Origin of the sequence: Enterobacter sp. GD03975 (genome assembly GCF_029838645.1) — a bacterium.
GTDB lineage: Bacteria > Pseudomonadota > Gammaproteobacteria > Enterobacterales > Enterobacteriaceae > Enterobacter > Enterobacter quasihormaechei.
In genome coordinates, this window is the sequence record NZ_JAOBZC010000009.1 from 63,045 (window position 1) to 87,059 (window position 24,015).

Annotated in this window: 21 protein-coding genes; 17 read left to right on the plus strand and 4 right to left on the minus strand. The window is 58.3% G+C overall.

Translation table 11 applies throughout. The annotated features are described in order from the left end of the window. Positions 1-71 precede the first annotated feature (71 nt). Together tsr and hpaR are read right to left on the minus strand one after the other, a co-directional pair. Positions 72-1,736 (minus strand): methyl-accepting chemotaxis protein, encoded by a 1,665-nt coding sequence (gene tsr, locus N5C09_RS15130; protein ID WP_063450753.1) that lies wholly within the window; start codon positions 1,734-1,736, stop codon positions 72-74. A gap of 83 nt (positions 1,737-1,819) precedes the next feature. Further along, on the minus strand, positions 1,820-2,260 hold the full coding sequence (gene hpaR / locus N5C09_RS15135; protein ID WP_063867379.1) for a homoprotocatechuate degradation operon regulator HpaR: 441 nt from the start codon (positions 2,258-2,260) through the stop codon (positions 1,820-1,822). A 268-nt stretch (positions 2,261-2,528) separates the two neighbouring features. Between hpaR and hpaG the strand changes: the two genes are divergently transcribed. The 14 genes from hpaG (at position 2,529) to N5C09_RS15205 (ending at position 18,474) form a co-directional block, all read left to right on the plus strand. Continuing rightward, positions 2,529-3,806: a 4-hydroxyphenylacetate degradation bifunctional isomerase/decarboxylase gene (hpaG, locus tag N5C09_RS15140; RefSeq protein WP_279749327.1), complete on the plus strand. Its 1,278-nt coding sequence runs from the start codon at positions 2,529-2,531 to the stop codon at positions 3,804-3,806. Continuing rightward, the gene (gene hpaE / locus N5C09_RS15145) at positions 3,803-5,269 is read left to right on the plus strand and encodes a 5-carboxymethyl-2-hydroxymuconate semialdehyde dehydrogenase (RefSeq protein ID WP_112792023.1); all 1,467 of its coding nucleotides are present in this window, start codon (positions 3,803-3,805) and stop codon (positions 5,267-5,269) included. Before hpaG ends, hpaE begins: the two co-directional genes overlap by 4 nt. A 2-nt stretch (positions 5,270-5,271) precedes the next feature. Further along, positions 5,272-6,123, plus strand: a complete 852-nt coding sequence (gene hpaD, locus N5C09_RS15150) for a 3,4-dihydroxyphenylacetate 2,3-dioxygenase (RefSeq protein ID WP_063867376.1) — start codon at positions 5,272-5,274, stop codon at positions 6,121-6,123. Between the two features lie 9 nt (positions 6,124-6,132). Further along, a complete protein-coding gene (locus N5C09_RS15155) occupies positions 6,133-6,513 on the plus strand; it encodes a 5-carboxymethyl-2-hydroxymuconate Delta-isomerase (protein WP_279749329.1) in 381 nt (126 codons plus the stop codon). Between the two features lie 106 nt (positions 6,514-6,619). Beyond that, positions 6,620-7,423, plus strand: coding sequence for a 2-oxo-hept-4-ene-1,7-dioate hydratase (hpaH, locus tag N5C09_RS15160; protein ID WP_279749330.1), 804 nt, complete (start codon positions 6,620-6,622; stop codon positions 7,421-7,423). 10 nt (positions 7,424-7,433) lie between these two features. Beyond that, on the plus strand, positions 7,434-8,228 hold the full coding sequence (hpaI, locus tag N5C09_RS15165; protein ID WP_279749331.1) for a 4-hydroxy-2-oxoheptanedioate aldolase: 795 nt from the start codon (positions 7,434-7,436) through the stop codon (positions 8,226-8,228). 21 nt (positions 8,229-8,249) lie between these two features. After that, entirely contained in the window at positions 8,250-9,593 is a 1,344-nt protein-coding gene (hpaX, locus tag N5C09_RS15170) for a 4-hydroxyphenylacetate permease (protein ID WP_064910200.1), read from the plus strand. After that, positions 9,565-10,455, plus strand: coding sequence for a 4-hydroxyphenylacetate catabolism regulatory protein HpaA (gene hpaA, locus N5C09_RS15175; protein ID WP_279749332.1), 891 nt, complete (start codon positions 9,565-9,567; stop codon positions 10,453-10,455). Before hpaX ends, hpaA begins: the two co-directional genes overlap by 29 nt. 195 nt (positions 10,456-10,650) lie before the next feature. Beyond that, the gene (hpaB, locus tag N5C09_RS15180; RefSeq protein WP_102750121.1) at positions 10,651-12,213 is read left to right on the plus strand and encodes a 4-hydroxyphenylacetate 3-monooxygenase, oxygenase component; all 1,563 of its coding nucleotides are present in this window, start codon (positions 10,651-10,653) and stop codon (positions 12,211-12,213) included. Positions 12,214-12,230: 17 nt separating this feature from the next. Beyond that, positions 12,231-12,740 carry a 4-hydroxyphenylacetate 3-monooxygenase reductase subunit gene (locus N5C09_RS15185; protein ID WP_063450762.1) on the plus strand — a complete coding sequence of 170 codons (510 nt, stop codon included), beginning with the start codon at positions 12,231-12,233 and terminating at the stop codon, positions 12,738-12,740. A 282-nt stretch (positions 12,741-13,022) separates the two neighbouring features. Next, positions 13,023-15,176, plus strand: coding sequence for a carbon starvation CstA family protein (locus tag N5C09_RS15190; protein WP_279749333.1), 2,154 nt, complete (start codon positions 13,023-13,025; stop codon positions 15,174-15,176). Positions 15,177-15,272: 96 nt separating this feature from the next. Beyond that, positions 15,273-15,476 (plus strand): YbdD/YjiX family protein, encoded by a 204-nt coding sequence (locus tag N5C09_RS15195; protein ID WP_003856610.1) that lies wholly within the window; start codon positions 15,273-15,275, stop codon positions 15,474-15,476. Between the two features lie 10 nt (positions 15,477-15,486). Continuing rightward, on the plus strand, positions 15,487-16,440 hold the full coding sequence (gene yjiA, locus N5C09_RS15200; protein WP_279749334.1) for a GTPase: 954 nt from the start codon (positions 15,487-15,489) through the stop codon (positions 16,438-16,440). Between the two features lie 186 nt (positions 16,441-16,626). After that, the gene (locus tag N5C09_RS15205; RefSeq protein WP_279749335.1) at positions 16,627-18,474 is read left to right on the plus strand and encodes a 3'-5' exonuclease; all 1,848 of its coding nucleotides are present in this window, start codon (positions 16,627-16,629) and stop codon (positions 18,472-18,474) included. A gap of 78 nt (positions 18,475-18,552) precedes the next feature. Here the strand turns inward: N5C09_RS15205 and N5C09_RS15210 are convergent, their stop codons facing one another. Beyond that, positions 18,553-19,911, minus strand: coding sequence for an esterase-like activity of phytase family protein (locus N5C09_RS15210; RefSeq protein WP_279749336.1), 1,359 nt, complete (start codon positions 19,909-19,911; stop codon positions 18,553-18,555). A gap of 411 nt (positions 19,912-20,322) precedes the next feature. Between N5C09_RS15210 and N5C09_RS15215 the strand changes: the two genes are divergently transcribed. Further along, a complete protein-coding gene (locus N5C09_RS15215) occupies positions 20,323-20,868 on the plus strand; it encodes a YfaZ family outer membrane protein (RefSeq protein ID WP_279749337.1) in 546 nt (181 codons plus the stop codon). A gap of 178 nt (positions 20,869-21,046) precedes the next feature. Here N5C09_RS15215 and N5C09_RS15220 read toward each other — a convergent pair whose 3' ends face one another. Beyond that, positions 21,047-22,417: an NAD-dependent succinate-semialdehyde dehydrogenase gene (locus tag N5C09_RS15220; protein WP_193526897.1), complete on the minus strand. Its 1,371-nt coding sequence runs from the start codon at positions 22,415-22,417 to the stop codon at positions 21,047-21,049. A gap of 153 nt (positions 22,418-22,570) precedes the next feature. Between N5C09_RS15220 and N5C09_RS15225 the strand changes: the two genes are divergently transcribed. Together N5C09_RS15225 and N5C09_RS15230 are read left to right on the plus strand one after the other, a co-directional pair. Next, entirely contained in the window at positions 22,571-23,314 is a 744-nt protein-coding gene (locus N5C09_RS15225) for an AraC family transcriptional regulator (protein WP_279749338.1), read from the plus strand. Positions 23,315-23,361: 47 nt separating this feature from the next. Then, positions 23,362-24,015 (plus strand): LysE family translocator, encoded by a 654-nt coding sequence (locus N5C09_RS15230; RefSeq protein WP_063867352.1) that lies wholly within the window; start codon positions 23,362-23,364, stop codon positions 24,013-24,015.

A 24,015-nucleotide genomic window follows, 5' to 3' on the forward strand; every position in this document is an offset into this window, starting at 1 on the left:
CCGCCACCCGGCAACACGCACATCCCGTAGGCCGGGTCAGGCGCAGCCGCCACCCAGCAAAACGCACGCGATCAGAACGTTTCCCAGTTATCACCCGCATCTGCGGTCGCCGGTTTACGCGCTATCACCGGTGCGGCAACGCTTTTCGCGGAGGCAAACTCGCGCGCCTTCATCTGCTCCTGCTGGATACGGAACACCGCAACGGCCTGCGTCAGACGGCTCGCCTGCTCTTCCAGTGCCGCCGCCGCCGCTGCTGACTCTTCTACCAGCGAGGCGTTCTGCTGGGTCACGCGGTCCATCTCCGCCACCGCCAGGCCGACCTGGTCGATACCGCGGCTCTGCTCGTCAGACGCAGAGGCAATCTCGCCCATGATGTCCGTCACGCGGGTAACCGCATTCACGATTTCACCCATGGTTTCACCGGCGCTTTCCACCAGCGTTGAACCCACTTCCACCCGGCCAACGGAGTCCTCAATCAGGCTCTTGATCTCGCGCGCCGCCTGGGCGCTACGCTGCGCCAGGTTTCGCACTTCACCCGCAACTACCGCAAAACCACGGCCCTGCTCACCCGCACGCGCCGCTTCTACCGCCGCGTTCAGCGCCAGAATGTTGGTCTGGAAGGCAATGCCGTCGATTACGCTGATAATATCGGCAATCTTCTGCGAACTGCCAGCGATGTCGCGCATGGTCTGCACCACGTTATCCACCACTTTACCGCCTTTTTGCGCCGTCTCAGAGGCGCTCAGCGCCAGGTTGCTCGCCTGACGGGCGTTCTCGGCGTTCTGCTTCACGGTGGCAGTCAGCTGTTCCATGCTGGCCGCCGTCTCTTCCAGAGAGGCAGCCTGCTGCTCGGTACGGGATGAGAGATCGTTATTGCCCATCGAGATCTCGCTCGCGCCGCTGTAAATGGCGTTTGCGCCGTTACGCACGTCACCCACGGTACGCACCAGTTCACCCTGCATATGGCGCAGGGAGTCGGCCAGTTCGCCCATCTCGTTGGAGCCTTCCACGTCGATGCGCTTCACCAGGTCGCCGCTCGCGATATGACGAATGCTGTCGATCAGACGGTTCAGCGGCGATATCAGCGCCTGCTTAATGCCCAGCCAGACGGCGACAATCACCACCAGCACGGCAACCAGCACGCTAATCAGCACCCAGATAGCCTGGCGGTAAGAACTGTTGCTGTCTTCAACCGCGGTCTGGTACAGCGCGTCGTTCTGTTGCAGGTAGGCGACGTACTGCTTCTCAAAGCCGTCCTGATAGCTCTGGGTCGGCTGGTCGAAGAACGCATTGATCTTGCCTGCCCCCAGCAGCTGGATCAGCTCGGCCAGCGCGCCGTGGTAGATATCGTAATTACGTTTAATCTCCAGCGCCGCAGCGTCGCTCTGACGCGGGTCGCGCGGCAGCGCTTCGTAATCCGCCCAGTTTTTTTCCGCCTGCTTCAGGGACGCAGACGCAATTTGCATCAGCTCGGCGACGGTAGAGCCGCTGCCGATATTGTTCTGATCCATCATGTAGCGGATACCCGCGCGGTTCAGGGTATTACGGGTTTGCAACAGCGCCACCCAGCTACCGTTCAGGGTGGATTGTTGCTGGCGAATGGTTTGCAGGACGGTGAAATTCTCTTTGTCATGCTTCAGGGCATTGAAGAAAAGACCACCGGATGTGAGTTGTAAAAGGCCAAATATCGCTAAAACCAGCAGTAAGCTGGTGACAATCTTGATTCGGTTTAACATGTTTTCTCTTTCCTCAGACAGATACAGAATATTCGGCCTGGCATGAGAAAACTTTACGAAAATCATCCTGGAATTTAGGGTTTTTACGCTTCGTCCCGCGCGGCGATATGTCGGTTTCCGAGTTCAATAAACTCTTCCAGCAGCGCCGTGAGCTGCTTCATCTTCTCCGGCGTATATTCCGCCTCAATCTGCTGGTACGCCTCTTCCACCTGCGCCTGAGCACGCTGGTACAGCGCGTTACCTTCTTTCGTCAGCGACACGTACAGCTTGCGCTGGTCGTTCACCGGCTTTAAGCGCAGCACCAGACCGTCGCGCTCCATGCGCGTCAGAATGCCGGTCAGGCTCGGGCGCAAAATGCAGGTGCGAAACGCCAGATCGTGAAAATCCATGGAGGGATGCTCGGCCAGCACGCGGACGATACGCCACTGCTGCTCGGTCAGATTATGCTGCTTCACTATTGGGCGGAAGTAGCCCATCGCCGCTTCACGCGCCTGCAACAGCGCGATGGTTAATGAATCATGCATAGCCTTCCCCTTACATCATTAACAACTAAACAATTCAAAACAGATGCTTTTATCAACAGCACGTTTTTACCTAAAAAGTCTAACAGAAACAACTCGCTTTTTTTAATCCATTGATTCAATGATATATTTACCTGTTTATGTAAATTTATTGTTACTCATATCACAAATTATTCACTTCTGATTGCGAAACGTTCAGCAAAAGCATAAAACCAGATCATTAACATATTAATGAAATCCGCACCGGATATCCGGTCTGAGGAGTATGGGAATGAAAGGTACTGTTTTTGCCGTGGCGCTAAACCACCAGAGCCAGCGTGCTGCCTGGGCAGAGGCGTTTGAAAAAGCCCCCTATAACGCGCCGCCAAAAACGGCGGTGTGGTTTATCAAGCCACACAACACCGTTATCCGCGCAGGCGAACCGATTCCTTTCCCGCAGGGGGAAACGGTGTTAAGCGGTGCGACGGTGGCGCTGGTGGTAGGAAAAACCGCCAGCAAAGTACGCGCTGAAGAGGCGGCGGCGTACATCGCCGGGTATGCGCTGGCCAACGAAATCAGCCTGCCGGAGGAGAGCTTTTATCGCCCGGCCATTAAGGCCAAATGTCGGGATGGATTTTGCCCGCTCGGCGAGCCTGTCGCCGTTGATAGCGTGGACAACCTGACCATCATCACCGAGATCAACGGCCGCGAAGCGGACCACTGGAATACCGCCGATCTGCACCGCAACGCCGCCGAACTGCTGAGCGCCCTGAGCGAATTTGCCACCCTGAACCCCGGCGATGCCATATTGCTCGGCACGCCGCAAAGCCGCGTCGAGATCCGTCCGGGCGATCGGGTACGCATTCTGGCAGAAGGTTTCCCGCCGCTGGAAAACCCGGTGGTGGATGAGCGCGACGTCGCCCTTACCCGTACCGCGCCGCCGCACGCCACGCTGTTCGCACTCGGCCTTAACTACGCCGATCACGCCAGCGAGCTGGATTTCAAACCGCCCACCGAACCGCTGGTGTTTATCAAAGCGCCGAACACCTTTAACGGCGACAACCAGACCTCGGAGCGTCCAAACAATATCGAATACATGCACTACGAGGCGGAGTTGGTGGTGGTTATCGGTAAAACCGCGCGTAAGGTGAGCGAAGCCGAGGCGATGGAGTATGTCGCGGGCTATACGGTCTGCAACGACTACGCCATCCGCGACTACCTGGAAAACTACTACCGCCCGAACCTGCGGGTAAAAAGCCGCGACGGGCTGACCCCCATCAGCCCGCACGTCGTGCCGAAATCAGCGATTCCCGATCCGCACAACCTTCGTCTTCGCACCTACGTCAACGGCGAACTGCGTCAGGAAGGCACCACCGCCGATCTCATTTTCAGCATCCCCTACCTGATTGCGTATCTGAGCGATTTTATGACCCTGCAACCCGGCGACATGATTGCCACCGGCACACCGAAGGGGCTATCCGACGTGGTGCCGGGCGATGAAGTGGTGGTGGAGGTGGAAGGCGTGGGCCGCCTGGTAAACCGAATTGTCAGTGAGGAGACAGCAAAATGAAAAAGATTAACCACTGGATCAACGGTAAAAACGTCGCCGGAAGTGAGTACTTCCACACCACTAACCCGGCCTCCGGCGAGGTATTAGCGGAAGTCGCCTCCGGCGGTGAAGCGGAAATTCATCAGGCCGTTGCCGCCGCTAAAGAGGCGTTCCCGAAATGGGCCAACCTGCCGATGAAGGAGCGCGCGCGCCTGATGCGTCGCCTGGGCGAACTGATTGACCAGAACGTGCCGGACATTGCCGCAATGGAAACCGCCGACACCGGCCTGCCGATCCATCAGACCAAAAACGTGCTCATTCCGCGCGCCTCGCACAACTTCGAGTTTTTCGCTGAGGTGTGCCAGCAGATGAACGGCAAAACCTACCCGGTCGACGACAAGATGCTCAACTACACGCTGGTGCAGCCGGTGGGCGTCTGCGCGCTGGTGTCGCCGTGGAACGTGCCGTTTATGACCGCCACCTGGAAGGTCGCGCCCTGTCTCGCGCTGGGCAACACCGCGGTGCTGAAGATGTCTGAACTTTCGCCGCTGACCGCCGACCGTCTGGGCGAGCTGGCGCTGGAGGCGGGCATTCCGGCGGGCGTGCTGAACGTGGTGCAGGGCTACGGCGCCACGGCGGGCGATGCACTGGTGCGCCACCACGACGTGCGCGCCGTCTCCTTCACCGGCGGCACCGCCACCGGGCGCAACATCATGAAAAACGCCGGGCTGAAGAAATACTCCATGGAGCTGGGCGGCAAATCCCCGGTGCTGATTTTTGAAGATGCGGATATCGAGCGCGCCCTGGACGCCGCGCTGTTCACCATCTTCTCCATCAACGGCGAGCGCTGCACCGCCGGCTCGCGCATTTTCATCCAGCAGAGCATCTACCCGGAATTCGTCAAGCGCTTTGCCGAGCGCGCCAACCGCCTGCGCGTGGGCGACCCGACCGATCCGAACACCCAGATTGGCGCGCTCATCAGCCAACAGCACTGGGAAAAAGTCTCCGGCTATATCCGCCTCGGCATTGAAGAAGGCGCAACCCTGCTGGCGGGCGGCCCGGACAAACCGACCGACCTGCCCGCGCACCTGAAAGGCGGCAACTTCCTGCGCCCGACGGTGCTGGCGGACGTCGACAACCGCATGCGCGTGGCGCAGGAGGAGATCTTCGGGCCGGTGGCCTGCCTGCTGCCGTTTAAGGACGAAGCGGAAGGCCTGCGCCTGGCGAACGACGTGGAGTACGGCCTGGCGTCGTACATCTGGACCCAGGACGTCAGCAAGGTGCTCCGTCTGGCGCGCAACATTGAAGCGGGCATGGTGTTCGTGAACACCCAGAACGTGCGCGACCTGCGCCAGCCGTTTGGCGGCGTGAAGGCCTCCGGCACCGGGCGCGAAGGCGGCGAGTACAGCTTTGAGGTGTTCGCGGAGATGAAGAACGTCTGCATCTCCATGGGCGACCATCCGATTCCAAAATGGGGGATCTGACAATGGGCAAGCTAGCGTTAGCGGCAAAAATCACCCACGTGCCGTCGATGTACCTTTCCGAGCTGCCGGGGAAAAACCACGGCTGCCGCCAGTCGGCCATCGACGGGCATAAAGAGATCAGCAAGCGCTGCCGCGAGCTGGGCGTGGACACCATCATCGTGTTCGACACCCACTGGCTGGTAAACAGCGCGTACCACATCAACTGTGCGGATCATTTTTCAGGCGTCTACACCAGCAACGAGCTGCCGCACTTTATCCGCGACATGACGTATGACTACGACGGCAACCCTGAGCTCGGGCAGCTGATCGCCGACGAAGCGGTGAAGCTCGGCGTGCGCGCCAAGGCGCACAACATCCCGAGCCTCAAGCTGGAGTACGGCACCCTGGTACCGATGCGCTACATGAACGCGGATAAGCACTTCAAAGTGATCTCCATCTCCGCGTTCTGCACGGTTCACGATTTCGCCGACAGCCGCAGGCTGGGCGAGGCCATCGTCAGCGCCATCGAAAAGTACGACGGCACCGTGGCGGTGCTCGCCAGCGGCTCGCTGTCGCACAGGTTTATCGACGACCAGCGCGCCGAGGAAGGGATGAACAGCTACACCCGCGAGTTCGACCGCCAGATGGACGAGCGCGTGGTCAAGCTGTGGCGCGAAGGCCAGTTTAAAGAGTTTTGCAGCATGCTGCCGGAGTATGCCGACTACTGCTACGGCGAGGGCAACATGCACGACACGGTGATGCTGCTGGGGATGCTCGGCTGGGACAACTACAACGGCAAGGTGGAGTTTCTCACCGAGCTGTTCGCCAGCTCCGGCACCGGCCAGGTTAACGCCGTTTTCCCGCTGCCCGCGTAAGGAGTCGTTATGCCGCACTTTATTGCTGAATGTACCGACAACATCCGCGCGCAGGCCGACCTGCCGGGGCTGTTCGCCAAAGTGAACGAGGCGCTGGCCGCCACGGGGATCTTCCCGCTCGGCGGCATCCGCAGCCGCGCCCACTGGCTGGACACCTGGCAGATGGCGGACGGTAAGCATGATTACGCCTTTGTGCATATGACGCTGAAGATCGGCGCGGGCCGGAGCCTGGAGAGCCGGGAAGCCGTGGGGGAGATGCTGTTTGCGCTGATCAAAGCGCATTTTGCAGAGCTGATGGCGGAGCGCTATCTGGCGCTGTCTTTCGAGCTCGACGAGCTGCACCCGACGCTCAATTACAAACAAAACAACGTACACGCGTTGTTTAAGTAGACATCTTTTTCGCCCGGTGGCGCTTCGCTTACCGGGCCTACAACGGCTCGAACGTAGGCCGGGATCGCTACGCGCCACCCGGCAACAGCCGCACAAAGGATACGCCATGCTCGACAAACACACCCATACCCTGATCGCCCACCGCCTGCATCAGGCGGAACAGTCCCGGGAGCAGATCCGCGCGATCTCGCTGGAGTACCCGGAGATCACGATTGAAGACGCCTACGCCGTACAGCGCGAATGGGTGAGCCTGAAAATTGCCGAAGGCCGCGTGCTGAAAGGCCACAAGATTGGCCTCACCTCGAAGGCGATGCAGGCCAGCTCGCAAATCAGCGAGCCGGACTACGGCGCGCTGCTGGACGACATGTTCTTCCACGACGGCAGCGACATCCCCGTTGACCGCTTTATCGTCCCGCGCATTGAAGTGGAGCTGGCCTTCGTGCTGGCAAAACCGCTGCGCGGCCCGAACTGCACGATCTTCGACGTTTACAACGCCACGGACTACGTGATCCCCGCGCTGGAGCTGATCGACGCCCGCTGCCACAACGTTGACCCGGAGACCCAGCGCCCGCGCAAGGTGTTCGACACCATCTCCGACAACGCCGCCAACGCCGGGGTGATCCTCGGCGGCCGTCCGATTAAGCCCGACGCGCTGGATCTGCGCTGGATCTCCGCCCTGCTCTATCGCAACGGCGTGATCGAAGAGACCGGCGTCGCCGCTGGCGTGCTTAATCACCCGGCGAACGGCGTGGCGTGGCTGGCGAACAAGCTCGCGCCGTACGACGTGCAGCTTGAGCCCGGACAAGTCATCCTCGGTGGCTCGTTTACCCGTCCGGTTGCCGCCAGCAGAGGCGATACCTTCCATGTTGACTACGGCAGCATGGGTTCCATCAGCTGTCGCTTTGTGTAAGGAGGCGACCATGCAAAACGCATTCAAAGCGGCGCTGAAGGCGGGCCGTACGCAAATCGGCTTATGGCTGGGGCTGACCAGCAGCTACAGCGCCGAGCTGCTGGCCGGGGCCGGTTTTGACTGGCTGCTGATCGACGGCGAGCACGCGCCGAACAGCGTGCAGACCGTGTTAACTCAATTACAGGCTATCGCCCCCTATCCCAGCCAGCCGGTGGTGCGCCCGTCGTGGAACGATCCGGTGCAGATCAAGCAGCTGCTGGACGTGGGGGCGCAAACCCTGCTGGTGCCGATGGTGCAAAACGCTGACGAGGCGCGGCTGGCGGTAAGCGCCACCCGCTACCCGCCTGCGGGCATTCGCGGCGTCGGCAGCGCCCTGGCACGCGCGTCGCGCTGGAACCGTATCCCGGACTATCTGCATCAGGCTAACGACGCCATGTGCGTGCTGGTGCAAATCGAAACCCGCGAGGCGCTGAAAAACCTGCCGCAGATCCTGGACGTGGAAGGCGTCGACGGCGTGTTTATCGGCCCGGCGGATCTGAGCGCCGATATGGGCTTTGCCGGCAACCCGCAGCACCCGGAGGTGCAGGCCGCTATTGAGCAGGCGATCGCCCAGATCCTCAGCGCGGGCAAAGCGCCCGGCATCCTGATGGCGAATGAACAGCTGGCGAAACGCTATCTCGGCCTCGGCGCACTGTTTGTGGCGGTTGGCGTTGATACCACCCTGCTCGCCCGCAGCGCCGAAGCGCTGGCGGCCCGCTTTACCGACGTCACCACAGCAGTTGATAACAATAAATCCGTCTACTAAACGTACGATGTGGAGCGCAACATGACGACCTCAACCCTGCATAATAAAGATGTAGAACATCGCGCAATCAATAAGCTGTTCCGTCGTTTGATCGTGTTTCTCTTTATCCTGTTTGTTTTCTCGTTTCTCGATCGCATCAACATCGGCTTTGCCGGTCTGACGATGGGCAAAGATCTTGGCCTCACGTCGACCATGTTTGGCCTGGCCGCGACGCTGTTTTACGTCACCTACGTGCTGTGCGGGATCCCCAGCAACATCATGCTGGCGAAGGTCGGCGCGCGGCGCTGGATCGCCGGGATCATGGTGGTGTGGGGCATCGCCTCCACCTGCACCATGTTCGCCACCAGCCCCGAAACGCTTTACGTCCTGCGCATGCTGGTGGGCATTGCGGAAGCCGGTTTCCTGCCGGGGATTTTGGTCTATCTCACCTGGTGGTTCCCGGCCTATCACCGCGCCCGCGCCAACGCGCTGTTTATGATTGCCATGCCGGTGACCATGATGCTTGGCTCGATCCTCTCCGGGTATATTCTGGCGATGGACGGGCTGTGGAACCTGAAGGGCTGGCAGTGGCTGTTTCTGCTGGAGGGATTGCCGTCGGTGGTGCTCGGCGTAGTGACCTGGTTTTACCTCAACGACACGCCAGATCAGGCCACCTGGCTGGATGAAGACGAAAAGCAGGCGCTGAAAACGATGATCGCCCGTGAGCAGGAGGTCGCCATCGCCCAATCCGTCACGCCGCGATCGACGCTTCGCGAGGTGCTTACGCCCGCCGTGCTGCTCTACACGCTGGCCTACTTCTGTCTGACCAATACGCTGAGTGCGATCAACATCTGGACGCCGCAGATCCTGCAAAGCTTCAACACCGGCAGCAGCAATATCGTGATTGGCCTGCTGGCGGCGATCCCGCAGTTTTGTACCATTCTCGGGATGATCTGGTGGAGTCGCCGCTCCGACAGGCTGAAAGAGCGAAAAAAGCACACCATCCTGCCGTACCTGTTTGCAGCGGCGGGATGGATGCTGGCCTCCGCGACCGATCACAGCCTGATCCAGCTGCTTGGCATCATCATGGCCTCAACCGGATCGTTTACCGCCATGGCGATATTCTGGACCACGCCGGACCAGGTTATTAGCCTGCAATCCCGCGCGGTGGCGCTGGCGGTGATCAACGCCATCGGCAACGTCGGCTCTGCCGTCAGCCCGCTGTTGATTGGTATTCTGCGCGACGCGACCGGCAGCTTCAGCTCCGGGCTGTGGTTCGTGGCGGGTCTGCTGGTGGTCGGCGCGCTGGTGCTGACGCGCATCCCGATGACGCAGCGGGTTCAACAGAGGAACGAGCATGTGCCAGAGCCCTATCGCCAACATTGATATCAGCAAGGAGTACGACGAAAGTCTGGGCTCCGACGATGTGCACTACCAGTCGTTCGCGCGCATGGCGGCCTTTTTTGGCCGCGACATGCAGGCGCACCGTCACGACCAGTATTTTCAGATGCACTTTCTCGACACCGGGCAGATTGAGCTCCAGCTCGACGACCACCGCTATTCGGTGCAGGCGCCGCTGTTTGTGCTGACGCCGCCGTCGGTGCCGCACGCCTTCATCACCGAATCCGACAGCGACGGCCACGTGCTGACGGTGCGCGAGGATCTCATCTGGCCGCTGTTAGAAGTGCTCTACCCCGGCACGCGGGAAGCGTTCGGCCTGCCGGGGATCTGCCTGTCGCTTGCCGACAAGCCTGACGAGCTGGCGGCGCTGAAGCACTACTGGCAGCTCATTGCCCGGGAATCCACGGCACAGCTGCCGGGCCGTGAACATACGCTGGTCCTTCTGGCGCAGGCGGTCTTTACCCTGCTGCTGCGCAATGCGAAGCTCGACGACCACGCGGCCAGCGGCATGCGCGGCGAGCTGAAGCTGTTTCAGCGCTTTACCCAGCTGATCGACACCCACTATCACCAGCACTGGACGGTACCGGAATACGCCAGCGAACTGCACCTCACCGAATCCCGCCTGACGGACATCTGCCGCCGCTTCGCCAACCGCTCGCCGAAACGGCTGATCTTCGACCGGCAGCTGCGCGAGGCCAGGCGCCTGCTGCTGTTTTCCGACAGCGCGGTCAGCGAGATTGCCTGGCAGCTGGGATTTAAAGATCCGGCCTATTTCGCCCGGTTTTTCAGTCGCCTGACGGGCTGCTCGCCCAGCGCGTATCGGGCGCAGAAAGTACCGGTTTCCTGAGCGCATCGCGGTATGTAGGGCGGGTAAGCGCAGCGCCACCCGCCAAAAACCCGCACAGATCACAAATCCCAATCCCGCCCGAAAAGTACCCGCCGTTGTCCCAATCGTCCCTTCACGTTCCGCCCCTCTCACGCTTCAATTAAACAACAAAAACAAAACATAAATTTAACAACCATCTTCCGATACGAGGTCCCTATGAAGCCTGAAGATTTCCGCGCTGATGCCAAACGTCCGTTAACCGGCGAAGAGTATTTAAAAAGCCTGCAAGATGGCCGTGAGATTTATATCTACGGCGAGCGCGTTAAGGACGTCACTACCCACCCGGCATTTCGCAATGCGGCGGCGTCCATCGCCCAGATGTACGACGCCCTGCACAAGCCAGACATGCAGGATACGCTGTGCTGGGGCACCGACACCGGCAGCGGCGGCTACACCCACAAATTTTTCCGCGTGGCGAAAAGCGCCGACGACCTGCGCCAGCAGCGCGACGCCATCGCCGAGTGGTCGCGCCTGAGCTACGGCTGGATGGGGCGCACACCGGACTACAAAGCGGCGTTCGGCTGCGCGCTGGGAGCGAACCCTGCCTTCTACGGTCAGTTCGAGCAGAACGCCCGCAACTGGTACACCCGCATTCAGGAAACCGGCCTGTACTTTAACCACGCCATCGTCAACCCGCCGATCGATCGCCATAAGCCGGCGGACGAGGTGAAGGACGTTTACATCAAGCTGGAGAAAGAGACCGACGCCGGGATCGTTGTCAGCGGCGCGAAGGTGGTGGCGACCAACTCGGCGTTGACCCACTACAACATGATCGGTTTTGGCTCCGCGCAGGTGATGGGCGAAAACCCGGACTTCGCGCTGATGTTCGTCGCCCCCATGGACGCCGAAGGGGTGAAGTTGATCTCGCGCGCCTCGTACGAGATGGTGGCAGGCGCGACCGGATCCCCGTATGACTACCCGCTCTCCAGCCGCTTCGACGAGAACGACGCCATTCTGGTGATGGATCACGTGCTGATCCCGTGGGAAAACGTGCTGATTTACCGCGACTTCGACCGCTGCCGTCGCTGGACGATGGAGGGCGGCTTCGCCCGCATGTACCCGCTTCAGGCCTGCGTGCGCCTGGCGGTGAAGCTCGACTTCATCACCGCCCTGCTGAAAAAATCCCTGGAGTGCACCGGCACCCTGGAGTTCCGCGGCGTGCAGGCGGATCTCGGCGAAGTGGTGGCGTGGCGCAACATGTTCTGGGCGTTGAGCGACTCCATGTGCTCCGAAGCGACGCCGTGGGTGAACGGCGCGTACCTGCCTGACCACGCGGCGTTGCAGACCTACCGCGTGATGGCGCCAATGGCCTACGCGAAGATCAAGAACATCATCGAACGCAACGTGACCTCCGGACTGATCTATCTGCCGTCCAGCGCGCGGGACCTGAACAACCCGCAGATCGACCAGTATCTGGCGAAGTACGTGCGCGGCTCCAACGGGATGGATCACGTCGAGCGCATCAAGATCCTGAAACTGATGTGGGACGCCATCGGCAGCGAGTTTGGCGGTCGCCACGAGCTGTACGAGATTAACTACTCCGGAAGCCAGGACGAGATCCGCCTGCAATGCCTGCGTCAGGCGCAAAGCTCCGGCAACATGGACAAGATGATGGCGATGGTTGACCGTTGCATGTCCGAATACGACCAGCACGGCTGGACCGTGCCGCACCTGCACAACAACACTGATATCAACATGCTGGATAAGCTGCTGAAATAGCGCAGCGGGAGGTTTCAATGCAATCTGAAGAACGCCTGCGTTTTCGCGACGCGATGGCCAGCCTGTCGGCGGCGGTAAATGTGGTCACCACCGAGGGCGACGCCGGTCGCTGCGGTATTACCGCCACTGCGGTCTGTTCGGTAACGGATACTCCGCCCTCGGTCATGGTCTGCATCAACGCCAACAGCGCCATGAACCCGGTCTTTCAGGGCAACGGCAAACTGTGCGTCAACGTGCTGAACCACGAGCAGGAGATCATGGCCCGCCACTTTGCCGGAATGACGGGCATGGCCATGGAGGAGCGCTTCGCGCTCTCCTGCTGGCAGAAAGGCCCGCTGGCGCAGCCGGTGCTGAAAGGCGCGCTGGCAAGTCTGGAAGGGGAGATAACCCAGGTGCAAACTATCGGCACCCATCTGGTCTATCTCGTGGAAATCAAAAACATCATTCTCAGCAGCGAGGGGCACGGCCTGATCTACTTCAAACGCCGTTTCCACCCGGTGATGATGGAGATGGAAGCCACGGTTTGATCCCGTTGCACAAAAAGCGCTGCGTTTCCGCACAGGCCTGAACGGCCACGCCCGAAGCGCCAGATTATCCTTAGTGATCTCAATCACATATTTCTTTCCGCCGGGGGTGAGCCTTAACCACTCGCCCCCGCTTTTGACCGCTCACGCATCGCTTTCAACCACTCACCCATTTACCGTGCTTTACGCGTGCGGGGATCTGGCACGATCGCTCCAGCATTAATCAATACCTCCTCACAACGAACCCTGACCCTTTTTTCTTTACATAAAAAACCAGGTCTTACTATGGATACTAAAAAACTACTCAAGCACGTGCCCTGGGCCTTACTCGGGATCCTCGGTGCTTTCTGTCTGGCGGTTGTCGCATTACGCCGGGGCGAGCACGTCAGCGCCCTGTGGATCGTGGTCGCGTCGGTTTCCGTCTACCTTGTGGCTTATCGCTACTACAGCTTATACATCGCGCAAAAGGTCATGAAGCTCGACCCGACGCGCGCCACCCCGGCGGTCATTAACAATGACGGCCTGAACTACGTGCCAACCAACCGCTACGTGCTGTTTGGTCACCACTTTGCCGCCATTGCAGGCGCGGGTCCGCTGGTCGGCCCGGTGCTGGCCGCGCAGATGGGCTACCTGCCGGGCACGCTCTGGCTGCTGGCGGGCGTGGTGCTGGCGGGGGCGGTGCAGGACTTTATGGTGCTGTTTATCTCCTCGCGCCGTAACGGTTCGTCGCTGGGCGAGATGATCAAAGAAGAGATGGGCCGCGTGCCGGGCACTATCGCCCTCTTCGGCTGCTTCCTGATCATGATCATCATCCTGGCGGTGCTGGCGCTGATCGTGGTGAAAGCGCTGGCCGAAAGTCCGTGGGGCGTCTTCACCGTCTGCTCGACCGTGCCGATTGCGCTGTTCATGGGCATCTACATGCGCTTCCTGCGCCCGGGCCGCGTGGGTGAAGTGTCGGTCATTGGTATCGTGCTGCTGGTCGCCTCGATCTACTTCGGCGGCGTGATTGCGCACGACCCGTACTGGGGCCCGGCGCTGACCTTCAAGGACACCACCATCACCTTCGCGCTGATCGGGTACGCGTTTATCTCCGCCCTGCTGCCGGTGTGGCTGATTCTGGCTCCGCGTGACTACCTGGCAACCTTCCTGAAAATCGGTGTCATCGTCGGGCTGGCGATCGGGATTGTGATCATCAACCCTGAGCTGAAAATGCCGGCGGTGACCCAGTACATTGACGGCACCGGTCCGCTGTGGAAAGGCGCCCTGTTCCCGTTCCTGTTTATCACCATCGCCTGCGGCGCCGTTTCAGGCTTCCACGCGCTGATCGCCTCCGGCACCACGCCGAAGCTGATGGCTAACGAAACCGACGCGCGCTTTATCGGTTACGGCGCGATGCTGATGGAGTCCTTCGTGGCGATCATGGCGCTGGTGGCGGCGTCGATTATCGAGCCAGGCCTGTACTTCGCGATGAACACCCCACCGGCGGGTCTTGGCATCACCATGCCAAACCTGCATGAGATGGGCGGCGAAAATACCGCGCTGATCATGGCCCAGCTGAAAGAGGCCAGCGCACACGCGGCGGCGACCGTCAGCTCCTGGGGCTTCGTGATCTCGCCTGAGCAGATCATGCAGACCGCGAAAGACATCGGCGAACCGTCCGTGCTGAACCGTGCAGGTGGCGCGCCGACGCTGGCGGTAGGTATCGCACACGTGTTCCACAAAGTGCTGCCGTGGGCGGACATGGGCTTCTGGTACCACTTCGGTATTCTGTTTGAAGCGCTGTTCATCCTCACCGCGCTGGATGCCGGTACCCGTGCAGGCCGCTTTATGTTGCAGGATCTGCTGGGCAACTTCGTGCCATTCCTGAAGAAAACCGACTCTCTGGTGGCGGGTGTTCTGGGTACGGCGGGCTGCGTAGGCCTGTGGGGTTACCTGCTGTATCAGGGCGTTGTCGACCCGCTGGGCGGCGTGAAAAGCCTGTGGCCGCTGTTCGGCATCTCAAACCAGATGCTCGCAGCCGTAGCTCTGGTGCTGGGCACCGTTGTTCTCGTGAAGATGAAACGCACCAAATACATCTGGGTGACCGTGGTTCCTGCACTGTGGCTGCTGCTCTGCACCACCTGGGCGCTGGGTCTGAAGCTGTTCAGCACCAACCCGCAGCTGGAAGGCTTCTTCTTCATGGCTAACCAGTACAAAGAGAAGATTGCCGCAGGTGGCGCGGATCTGAGCGCGCAGCAGATTGCCAACATGAACCATATCGTGGTGAACAACTACACCAACGCGGGTCTGAGCATTCTGTTCCTGGTGGTGGTGTATAGCATTATCTTCTACGGGATTAAAACCTGGATGAAAGTGCGCAACGCCGATGGCCGTACGGATAAAGAGACCCCGTACGTGCCAGTGCCGGAAGGCGGCGTGAAGACCTCTTCACACCATTAAAAAAATGGCGGGTGGCGCTACGCTGACCCGCCCTACAACGGTACTGTAGGCCCGGTAAGCGTAGCGCCACCGGGCTTTGTCTTATCAGGATGCATTATGTTTGGTAACTTAGGCGAAGCGAAAAAATACCTCGGTCAGGCGGCGAAGATGCTGATTGGCATTCCGGACTATGACAACTACGTTGAGCATATGAAGACCAACCATCCGGATAAGCCGTACATGACCTATACCGAATTCTTCCGCGAGCGTCAGGAAGCGCGCTACGGCGGAAGTGGAGAAGGCGGCGTCCGCTGCTGCTAAAGGAGAGACCATGACCCCGATTGCCGTTACCCTGCTGACCGGTTTTCTCGGCGCAGGCAAAACCACCCTGCTGCGCCACATCCTGAACGAGCAGCACGGCTTCAAAATCGCCGTTATCGAAAACGAGTTCGGTGAAGTCTCGGTGGACGACCAGCTGATTGGCGATCGCGCCACGCAAATCAAAACCCTGACCAACGGCTGCATCTGCTGCACCCGCTCTAACGAGCTGGAAGACGCCCTGCTGGATCTGCTCGACAGCCGCGATCGCGGCGACATCGACTTTGACCGTCTGGTGATCGAATGCACCGGCATGGCCGACCCGGGCCCGATTATCCAGACCTTCTTCTCCCATGACATTCTGTGCCAGCGCTACCTGCTGGACGGCGTCATCGCACTGGTGGATGCGGTGCACGCCGACGAGCAGATGAACCAGTTCACCATCGCCCAGTCTCAGGTTGGCTACGCCGACCGCATCCTGCTGACCAAAACCGACGTGGCGGGCGACAGCGAAAAACTCCGCGAGCGCCTGACGCGCATTAACTCGCGCGCGCCGATTTACACGGTAACGCACGGCGATATCGACCTGTCACAGCTGTTCAACACCAACGGCTTTATGCTGGAGGAGAACGTCACCACGAAACCACGCTTCCACTTTATGGGCGACAGGCAAAACGACGTGGCGTCGATTGTGGTGGAGCTGGACTACCCGGTGGACATCAGCGAAGTCTCCCGCGTGATGGAAAACCTGCTGCTGTCGTTTGCCGACAAGCTGCTGCGTTACAAAGGGATGCTGTGGATCGACGGCGAGCCAAACCGCCTGCTGTTCCAGGGCGTACAGCGCCTGTACAGCGCCGACTGGGACCGCCCGTGGGGCGATGAAGCGCCGCACAGCGTGATGGTGTTTATTGGAATACAGCTGCCGGAAGAGGAGATTCGGGCAGCGTTTGCGGGGCTGAAAAAGTAAATAGCCGCTCCCTTGTCCGCGCGCAAGGGAGCGTATTTTTCTGAGGCAGATTTGCTCGTATCGCGCTTTCTGTTTGCCATATTGTCTGTTAATGTCATTAATAATAACAAATTATGCTTCAATTAATATTGTCTGAAATATTAATTGAATGGAATTATATAATTTTCATGAATTGGTAGGCGTATTATGGCAATCATTATTCCCACAATCAGCAGCTGTAGTGAGAAGATAACGGCCGGAGAAAAAAGGCTGGCAAGGCTTCTGGAGGGTGGGCTCAGCGAACAGTGTACCTGCTGGTACGACACCCGAATGGGAGACAGGCAAGAGCATCCTGACTTTGTGATTCTGGCACCCGAAAAAGGTTTGTTGTTTATTGAGGTGAAAGACTGGTTTATCACGAAAATAAAATCCGCGAATAAAACGCATATTGATTACGAGACCAAAAACGGCATTGAGCCGCTGAAAAACCCGCTCGAACAGGTTCGACAATATACCTTCCACATCATCGACAGCCTGAAAAAAGATCCTCTACTTCGCCAGCAGCAGGGTGATTATGAGGGCAGTTTTATTATGCCGTACGGATACGGGGTGTACTTGAGCAATATCACCCGGGCGCAGCTGGAAAAGAATTTTACACCCGACGAGCTGAATGAAATATTGCCCGCCAGCCAGGTGATTTGCAAAGATGAACTCACCGAGTTTATGACCCGAGAGCAGATCTCCGCCCGGCTCGAATCCCTTCTCAGACATCGCTTCGTTCATCATACTACGCCACAACAGCTCGACCGCATTCGCTGGCATCTTTATCCCGACGTACGCATTAACGCGTCCGTGACGCGAGTCGATCTGGATCATTTTACCTTCCATACTCCCGATGTGGTTTGCATGATGGACAGGAATCAGGAGCAGCTGGCCCGCAGCATGGGAGCCGGACACCGGGTTATTCACGGCGTGGCAGGCTCCGGCAAAACGCTTATTTTGCACCACCGCTGTATTGAACTTGCCAACAACATTGAAAACACTAAACCGATACTGGTGATTTGCTACAACATTACGCTGGCTAAAAAGCTGAAAGCGCAGCTCGAACAGCACAGCCTCAGGCTTCCAGTCGAAATTACCCATTTCCACGCCTGGTGTTATCAGCAATTAAAAGCGCATCGGCGTCTGCCACCTAAGAGCAAAAACTTTATTGAACTGATGGAAAATGCGCTGACGGAGGCATTTGAAGAGGGAGCGATCAAACCGGAGCAGTACAGCGCCGTTTTGATAGATGAAGGACACGATTTTAAGCCGGAGTGGCTAAGGATCCTCGCCAAAATGCCAGACAATAAAGATAGCTCCTTGCTTTTCCTGTACGATGATGCTCAGTCAATTTATCAGAAAAAGAAAGCGCTCGATTTTACCCTGTCCAGCGTGGATATAAAGGCTCAGGGCCGCACAACTATTCTGGATACCAATTATCGCAACACCCGGCAAATACTCCATTTCGCCAGCAGCGTAGCGTTTAATTATCTCAATAATCACATAGAAGCTTCCCTCAAATACCAGCAGCCTGCCGCAGGAGGACTGTCCGGGAAATATCCGGCGCTGGCCAGCTTTGATAATCAGGACGAGGAGATTACACGCGTCCTGGATTGGGTCACAGAGCAGCGACAGCAGGGTGTTCCATGGTCGGAAATTGCTATACTGTGCCCCTCAACCTACAGCATTTCAGGTATTCTCGCACCAAGGCTTGAAGCCCGTAAGATCCCATACCAGATGATTGTCTCCAGCGATGATAAAAAGCACTGGTCTCCGCAGAATGATTACCTCTGCGTCATGCCGCTGCCCAGCAGCAAGGGGCTTGAGTTTAACTCGGTTGCCATTATGGATGCGGCAAAGGAAAGGGAAAGTGAAGATCTGAGTGACGATATCAAGCGCCTTTACGTCGGCTTTACCCGCGCGCGACAGAATCTTTTGGTAACAATGCACGGGACCGGAAGCCTGCGAGATCATCTGGTCGAAACCTGGGAAAAGAGCGTTAAGACGATTTAGCTGTCCAATAAATGTCTGCCCCGAACAATCCCCTCTCCCCTTTGGGGAGAGGGCTAGGGTGAGGGGTAAGCCCTGGTATTATTTCAACGCCTCCGGCAGCGTCACTACCCACAATTCGCTGTCAGATTCCGGCTTCTTCAGCGGCTTCACGCTGAGCGTGGTCTCCACCGGTTTGTCATCCAGCGTCAGCTTGCCTTCCGCGTTTACCCGATAATCCTTCAGCTTCTTGCCGTCGACCGGATTCTGCATCGCGACCTTCACGCCAAAGTCGTTATCGTTCGCCACCGCAAGCGTTTTGCCGTCTATCAGCGCCAGCCCTTCGGCCTTTTCCTGCTGCCAGCCCAGGGCACGCAGATTGACCACCTGCGTTTTTGCAGCAAGGGTAATGCCGCGCTGCGCCAGCGTTTTCTCATCGTCAAACTCCGGGTAGTCGCCCGGCTTGTCGAAGGCGGTCAGGTCGCTCGCTTTGCTCAGATCCACCTTGTAGATGAGGTTACGCATCGCGTCGTTTTTATCCTCACCCTGTTCAATCAGCAGGATCGTGTGGTTATCCAGCGCCACGATATCGCCGATTTTAGCGTCGCTGTTTTTGCTGTAGGCCGCGCTGTCAACGGGGTAACCGTACATCGCGGTTTTCCCGGTCGCCGGATCGAAGCTAACCAGACGCGTAAACAGCGCCTGCTTTTTGCTCTTACCGTCGATATCCAGCGTGCTTTGCACGGCGGCGATAATGCGCCCGTCCGGCATCCGGGTCAGGCCCTCAAAACCACGGTTCGCCTGGCGCCATTTGATGATGTTTGGCAGACCGCCCGCAATGGATTTCTCCCCTTCCGTCGCCTGCGGGCCGTGGATCGCGAGGATTTTCCCTTTGCTGTCGATATTGATCAGGAACGGACCATACTCATCGCACAGCCAGTAACCGCCCTTCCCGTCCGGCGTGATGCCTTCCGTATCCAGCCCGCGGTTATCGCCTTTGAGCACGTTTAAGGTGTCGCTGAACGCCACTTCATTGGTCGAGCCAATCACGCCGCTTTCCAGCGGCAGGCCGTTAATCTCGCCTTTATCATCATGCAGCGGGCGAGCATCGACGGCCTCCGCTTTGCCGTTCTGGACGCGGATGGTCATCAAGAGCGGCGCGAAATCCGGCGTAACAAAAATTTTGGCTTCGTTTTTGCCCTTCTTTGGCGCGTCGGCGTTTGGACCGCGATCGGTCACGGTCGCGAAGGTCAGGGTATCGCCCTGCTTGCCGGTGAACAGCAAACCAGAACCCACCCCCACAGGAAGCCCGTTCGGAAACGCGCTGGCAAACGCACCGCTGTATTTAACATGCGATCCTTCGGGGAAGCTGACGACGTAGCGCTCCGCGGTTGGCTGTGCCGCCAGGGCAGAGAAAGAGAGCGCACAACCGATTAGCACAGGAATGATTTTTCTTTTCATATTGTTAGCATCCAGTAAGTGAAGCCAACAACGTAATGAAGAAACGTGTCAGAAAAATGACATGTAACGACAGCGGATCGGCAAAGAAATACGTATAGCAATCACCAGAAATGTAAACCTCTGTCTTTATCTGTGACAGCTGAAATATTTTTGGAAATTATTAGAAACTTAATTAATTCACCTCAAACGGCTTTCTTCGCCTCGTTCATTAAACGTTTAGCCAAAAATATAAACTTTCCCTAAACGCGAATGGATTGGGGATTGACGATTTGCCATAAAAACATCTCATCAACATTTAAGATTAAAAAACCCAACAAAAACAGCATAAAACTGCGACACTCATCACATTTGCAGTCATAAACATCCCTTGTTAAGGTGCCCTCAGATTAATTTGATGACGAGGAAACACTCATGAAAAAGCTTAACGTTCTCATCCTTTCTGCTCTTACCGCCGTATCGGGCTCCGCACTGGCAATGGGCGGCAGCATTGAGCAGGGTAAAAACTTTACCAACCTGAATGTGGAAATGGGCAAATCTACCTCTGGTCTGTACACCGAAGGTAACTGGCTGAAAAACACCGACGACGGCACCACGACCGGTGGCGTGGGTGCAGGCTACAACTTCGAGGTCGGCCCGGTGATGCTGAACGCAGGCGCTAAGGCCCTCTACGTTGGCCCGAAGAAAGGCGATAACGGCGTGGCGTTCCCGGTCGGCGGCGGTGTGAACGTTGCCCTGACCGACAGCATCAGGGTATTCGGTGAAGGCTACGTTGCGCCAGACGGCCTGAACAACAGCGTGAAGAACTACGTTGAAGCTAACGGCGGCGTAAGCTGGACCCCGATCAAACCGGTTACGCTGAAAGTGGGCTACCGCCACGTGAGCGTTGATGGCAAAGACGGTCGTCCAAACCACACGCTGATTGACGGCGCATATGTTGGCGGCGGCGTGTCCTTCTAAGACTGATTGCCCGTTTCGCCCGGCGGCGCTACGCTTGCGCGGGCCTACAATGAAGGGTGCAATAAAGTAAAATTATTGCACATTGTAGGCCGGGTAAGCGCAGCGCCACCCGGCAAGAAAGGCGATGAGACTGTTAATAAAAAACCTGCCGGATGGCAGGTTTTTTTTATTTCCGACATTACTTGCGAACAACCACCAGCTTCTGGTTCACAAACTCTTTGATCCCCAGGTCCGACAGCTCGCGTCCGTAACCCGAACGTTTTACGCCGCCGAACGGCAGTTCTGCCGCCGTATCGGTGAGCCAGTTGATGTACACCATCCCAGTCTCAATACGCGACGCCATTTTCTTCGCGCGCTCGATATCCTGGCTGAACACCGCGCCGCCCAGACCGTAGTGCGAGTCGTTCGCCAGAGCAACCGCCTCGTCGTCATTTTTCACTACGTAGATCTGCGCCACCGGGCCAAAGAACTCTTCGAAGTACGCCGGGTTCTCACGCGATATATTCGTCAGGATGGTCGGTTCAAAGAAGCTCCCGTCACGCTGTACTGGTTTACCGCCATAGTGCAGCGTTGCGCCGTTTTTCACCGCCTCGTTGACCTGTTTGGTCAATGTTTCAAGCGCGTCTTTCGACGACAGCGGCCCCAGCGTGGTGCTTTCGTCCAGCGGATCGCCAATCTTCACCTGCTTAAACGCCTCGGTGAATTTCTCGAGGAAGGCGTCTGCGATGCTCTCGTGCAGGATAAAGCGCTTCGCTGCGGTACAGACCTGCCCGGCGTTATTAAGCCGCGCGTTAACGCCGATCTTCACGGCCTTCTCCAGGTCCGCATCGTCCAGCACCACGAACACGTCGTTCCCGCCCAGTTCAAGGGTCGATTTTTTGATGTGCTTCGCTGCCTGCGCCGCAACCACGCTACCCGCTTTTTCAGAACCGGTCAGCGCCGCCCCCTGTACGCGATCGTCGGCGATGATGTTTGCTACCTGATCGGACGAGATAAACAGGTTGGTCCACGCCCCTTCCGGCGCGCCCGCCTCACGTACCAGGTGGGCAAAGGTCTCGGCACAGTGCGGCACGATGCTGGCGTGCTTGGCGATCACCGGGTTACCCGCCGCCAGGTTTGGCGCCAGAACGCGCATCAGCTGATAGTACGGGAAGTTCCACGGCTCTACGGCCATCAGCACGCCGATGGGGTGATGTTCCACCCACGCTTCCCCGAGTTCAGACGGATATTTCACCGGGGCCAGGAACTGCTTCGCATTGTCCGCATAATAGCGGGCGATTTGCGCGCACAGCTTCACTTCGCCGCGGCTTTGTTCGATGAGCTTACCCATCTCCTGACTGGCAATTTTCGCCAGCTCCTCGGTGCGCTCGTCGATCAGGTCGGCAAGCTTATGCAGTACCGGCAGGCGCTGGCTGATGTCGCCTTTGGCCCAGTCAGAATGATAGAGCGCATCGGCCGCCTTCAGCGCCGCTTCAACATCCGCGTCGGTATGTGAGGGGTATTCTTTGATGAGCTGGTTGGTGGCAGGATTTACTGTCTGGTAAGCCATATCGAATCTCCTTGTTTTACCGCTTAGGGTATTAAGGGTAGTCAATGTGACTGGCTATGAAGGTAAAGTTGGGTATATACGGAAGGTTCTTAGTAAGACGCTGCCAGAGCAGGCGCATACATGGTATAAAAAAAGCTCATCACTGGAGCTCTTATGACTGATACCCGCCACATCCGCCAGACCTTTCATCGCGCCGCAGGTCTTGAGCTGCGCAGTACGTGGCAGAGCACCCGGGCGTACAAACGTCATTGTCATCCGCAGCTCTCCATCGGCGCGATTATGGAAGGCCAGACCTGCTGCGTCAGTCATGGCAGAGAGTCTATCCTGAACCCCGGCGATCTCATTGTCATCCCGGCTTACGCGCCGCACAGCTGCAACCCCGTCAATGGGCAACCGCGCAGCTACCATATGCTCTATATCGACACCGATCTTCCTCTGGCGTTCCAGGTGATTCGCGACCCTGCGCTCTTCAAGCGCTACCTTGATGTTGTTGAGACGATGTCACCTGCATCCGTGGACACGCTACTTTCTGCTCTTCCCCGCTGCGTGGAAAACGCAGACGCGCTTCGCTCAATCAGTCAGCACCTTCAGCAGGCATTTCTTGCCGACCTGGCCGCTCCGCCTTCGCTTGACGAACTAGCCCAACGATTCTCGCTGCGCAAGGAGACGCTGATCCGTACCTTCCGGCAGGACACCGGCCTGACGCCGGTCAGCTTTCTCAACGTCTCCCGCGTGGAGTTCGCCAAAGCGCGGCTGCGTGCCGGGGACGACATCGCCGACGTCGGCTACCAGAGCGGGTTTGCCGACCAGAGCCATTTTCATAAGACCTTTGTCAGCTATACCGCGGCCACGCCGCGTCAGTATGCGACAGGCCGATCAATATCTGACAATAAATAGCGTTTGCATCACCGTAGGCTGACCTCAGATTGTTAACCGAGGTTGCTATGGAACTGTTCTTCCCTTCCGCTTTTCTCGCCCTGGCGCTGGCGCATTTTGTCGCCCTGTTAAGCCCGGGCCCGGACTTCTTCCTGTTGGTGGGCTACGCCGCGCGCTACCGACTGCGCGGCAGCGCCGGGTTGTGCTTCGGTATCGCCGCGGGTAACGGGCTGTATATCTTACTGGTGATTATCGGCTGGAGCGCACTGCGCCAGTTTGCCTGGCTGTTTACGCTGATAGAGCTTTGCGGGGCGCTGTATCTGCTGTGGATCGGCTCGCATCTGGTGCGCAGCCAACCGCAGGCGCTGGCGCTTGCAGAAACCCGACAGCGGTGCCCTTCTTTGATGAAGCAGATCCTGCTGGGGCTGGGGTCGGCGCTGTTAAATCCGAAGAACGCGCTGTTCTACCTGGCGCTGATGACGGCGTTACTCGGGCCGGACGTCACGCTGCTTCAGCAGACAACGTGCGGCGTCTGGATGGTGACGGTGGTGCTGGTGTGGGATCTGGCTCTGGTGTCGATGATGGGGCTATCGGCGGTGCAACAGAAGCTTAGCCGTTCGCTGTGGTGGATTGAGCGCACGGCGGGCGTGGTGCTGATGGGGTTTGGCGGGTGGGTGCTGTGGCGGTTTTTGCACATTCCCCCCGTCTCCCTCTATCCTTAA

Excerpts from the sequence above, each read along its gene's own strand:
- tsr (WP_063450753.1), bottom strand. The coding sequence starts at position 1,736 with ATGTTAAACCGAATCAAGATTGTCACCAGCTTACTGCTGGTTTTAGCG.
- hpaH (WP_279749330.1), top strand. The coding sequence starts at position 6,620 with ATGCTCGACAAACACACCCATACCCTGATCGCCCACCGCCTGCATCAG.
- N5C09_RS15195 (WP_003856610.1), top strand. The coding sequence starts at position 15,273 with ATGTTTGGTAACTTAGGCGAAGCGAAAAAATACCTCGGTCAGGCGGCG.
- N5C09_RS15210 (WP_279749336.1), bottom strand. The coding sequence starts at position 19,911 with ATGAAAAGAAAAATCATTCCTGTGCTAATCGGTTGTGCGCTCTCTTTC.
- hpaA (WP_279749332.1), top strand. The coding sequence starts at position 9,565 with ATGTGCCAGAGCCCTATCGCCAACATTGATATCAGCAAGGAGTACGAC.
- yjiA (WP_279749334.1), top strand. The coding sequence starts at position 15,487 with ATGACCCCGATTGCCGTTACCCTGCTGACCGGTTTTCTCGGCGCAGGC.
- hpaI (WP_279749331.1), top strand. The coding sequence starts at position 7,434 with ATGCAAAACGCATTCAAAGCGGCGCTGAAGGCGGGCCGTACGCAAATC.
- N5C09_RS15220 (WP_193526897.1), bottom strand. The coding sequence starts at position 22,417 with ATGGCTTACCAGACAGTAAATCCTGCCACCAACCAGCTCATCAAAGAA.
- N5C09_RS15215 (WP_279749337.1), top strand. The coding sequence starts at position 20,323 with ATGAAAAAGCTTAACGTTCTCATCCTTTCTGCTCTTACCGCCGTATCG.
- hpaD (WP_063867376.1), top strand. The coding sequence starts at position 5,272 with ATGGGCAAGCTAGCGTTAGCGGCAAAAATCACCCACGTGCCGTCGATG.
- N5C09_RS15225 (WP_279749338.1), top strand. The coding sequence starts at position 22,571 with ATGACTGATACCCGCCACATCCGCCAGACCTTTCATCGCGCCGCAGGT.
- N5C09_RS15185 (WP_063450762.1), top strand. The coding sequence starts at position 12,231 with ATGCAATCTGAAGAACGCCTGCGTTTTCGCGACGCGATGGCCAGCCTG.
- N5C09_RS15230 (WP_063867352.1), top strand. The coding sequence starts at position 23,362 with ATGGAACTGTTCTTCCCTTCCGCTTTTCTCGCCCTGGCGCTGGCGCAT.
- N5C09_RS15205 (WP_279749335.1), top strand. The coding sequence starts at position 16,627 with ATGGCAATCATTATTCCCACAATCAGCAGCTGTAGTGAGAAGATAACG.
- hpaE (WP_112792023.1), top strand. The coding sequence starts at position 3,803 with ATGAAAAAGATTAACCACTGGATCAACGGTAAAAACGTCGCCGGAAGT.
- hpaX (WP_064910200.1), top strand. The coding sequence starts at position 8,250 with ATGACGACCTCAACCCTGCATAATAAAGATGTAGAACATCGCGCAATC.
- hpaG (WP_279749327.1), top strand. The coding sequence starts at position 2,529 with ATGAAAGGTACTGTTTTTGCCGTGGCGCTAAACCACCAGAGCCAGCGT.
- N5C09_RS15155 (WP_279749329.1), top strand. The coding sequence starts at position 6,133 with ATGCCGCACTTTATTGCTGAATGTACCGACAACATCCGCGCGCAGGCC.
- N5C09_RS15190 (WP_279749333.1), top strand. The coding sequence starts at position 13,023 with ATGGATACTAAAAAACTACTCAAGCACGTGCCCTGGGCCTTACTCGGG.
- hpaB (WP_102750121.1), top strand. The coding sequence starts at position 10,651 with ATGAAGCCTGAAGATTTCCGCGCTGATGCCAAACGTCCGTTAACCGGC.
- hpaR (WP_063867379.1), bottom strand. The coding sequence starts at position 2,260 with ATGCATGATTCATTAACCATCGCGCTGTTGCAGGCGCGTGAAGCGGCG.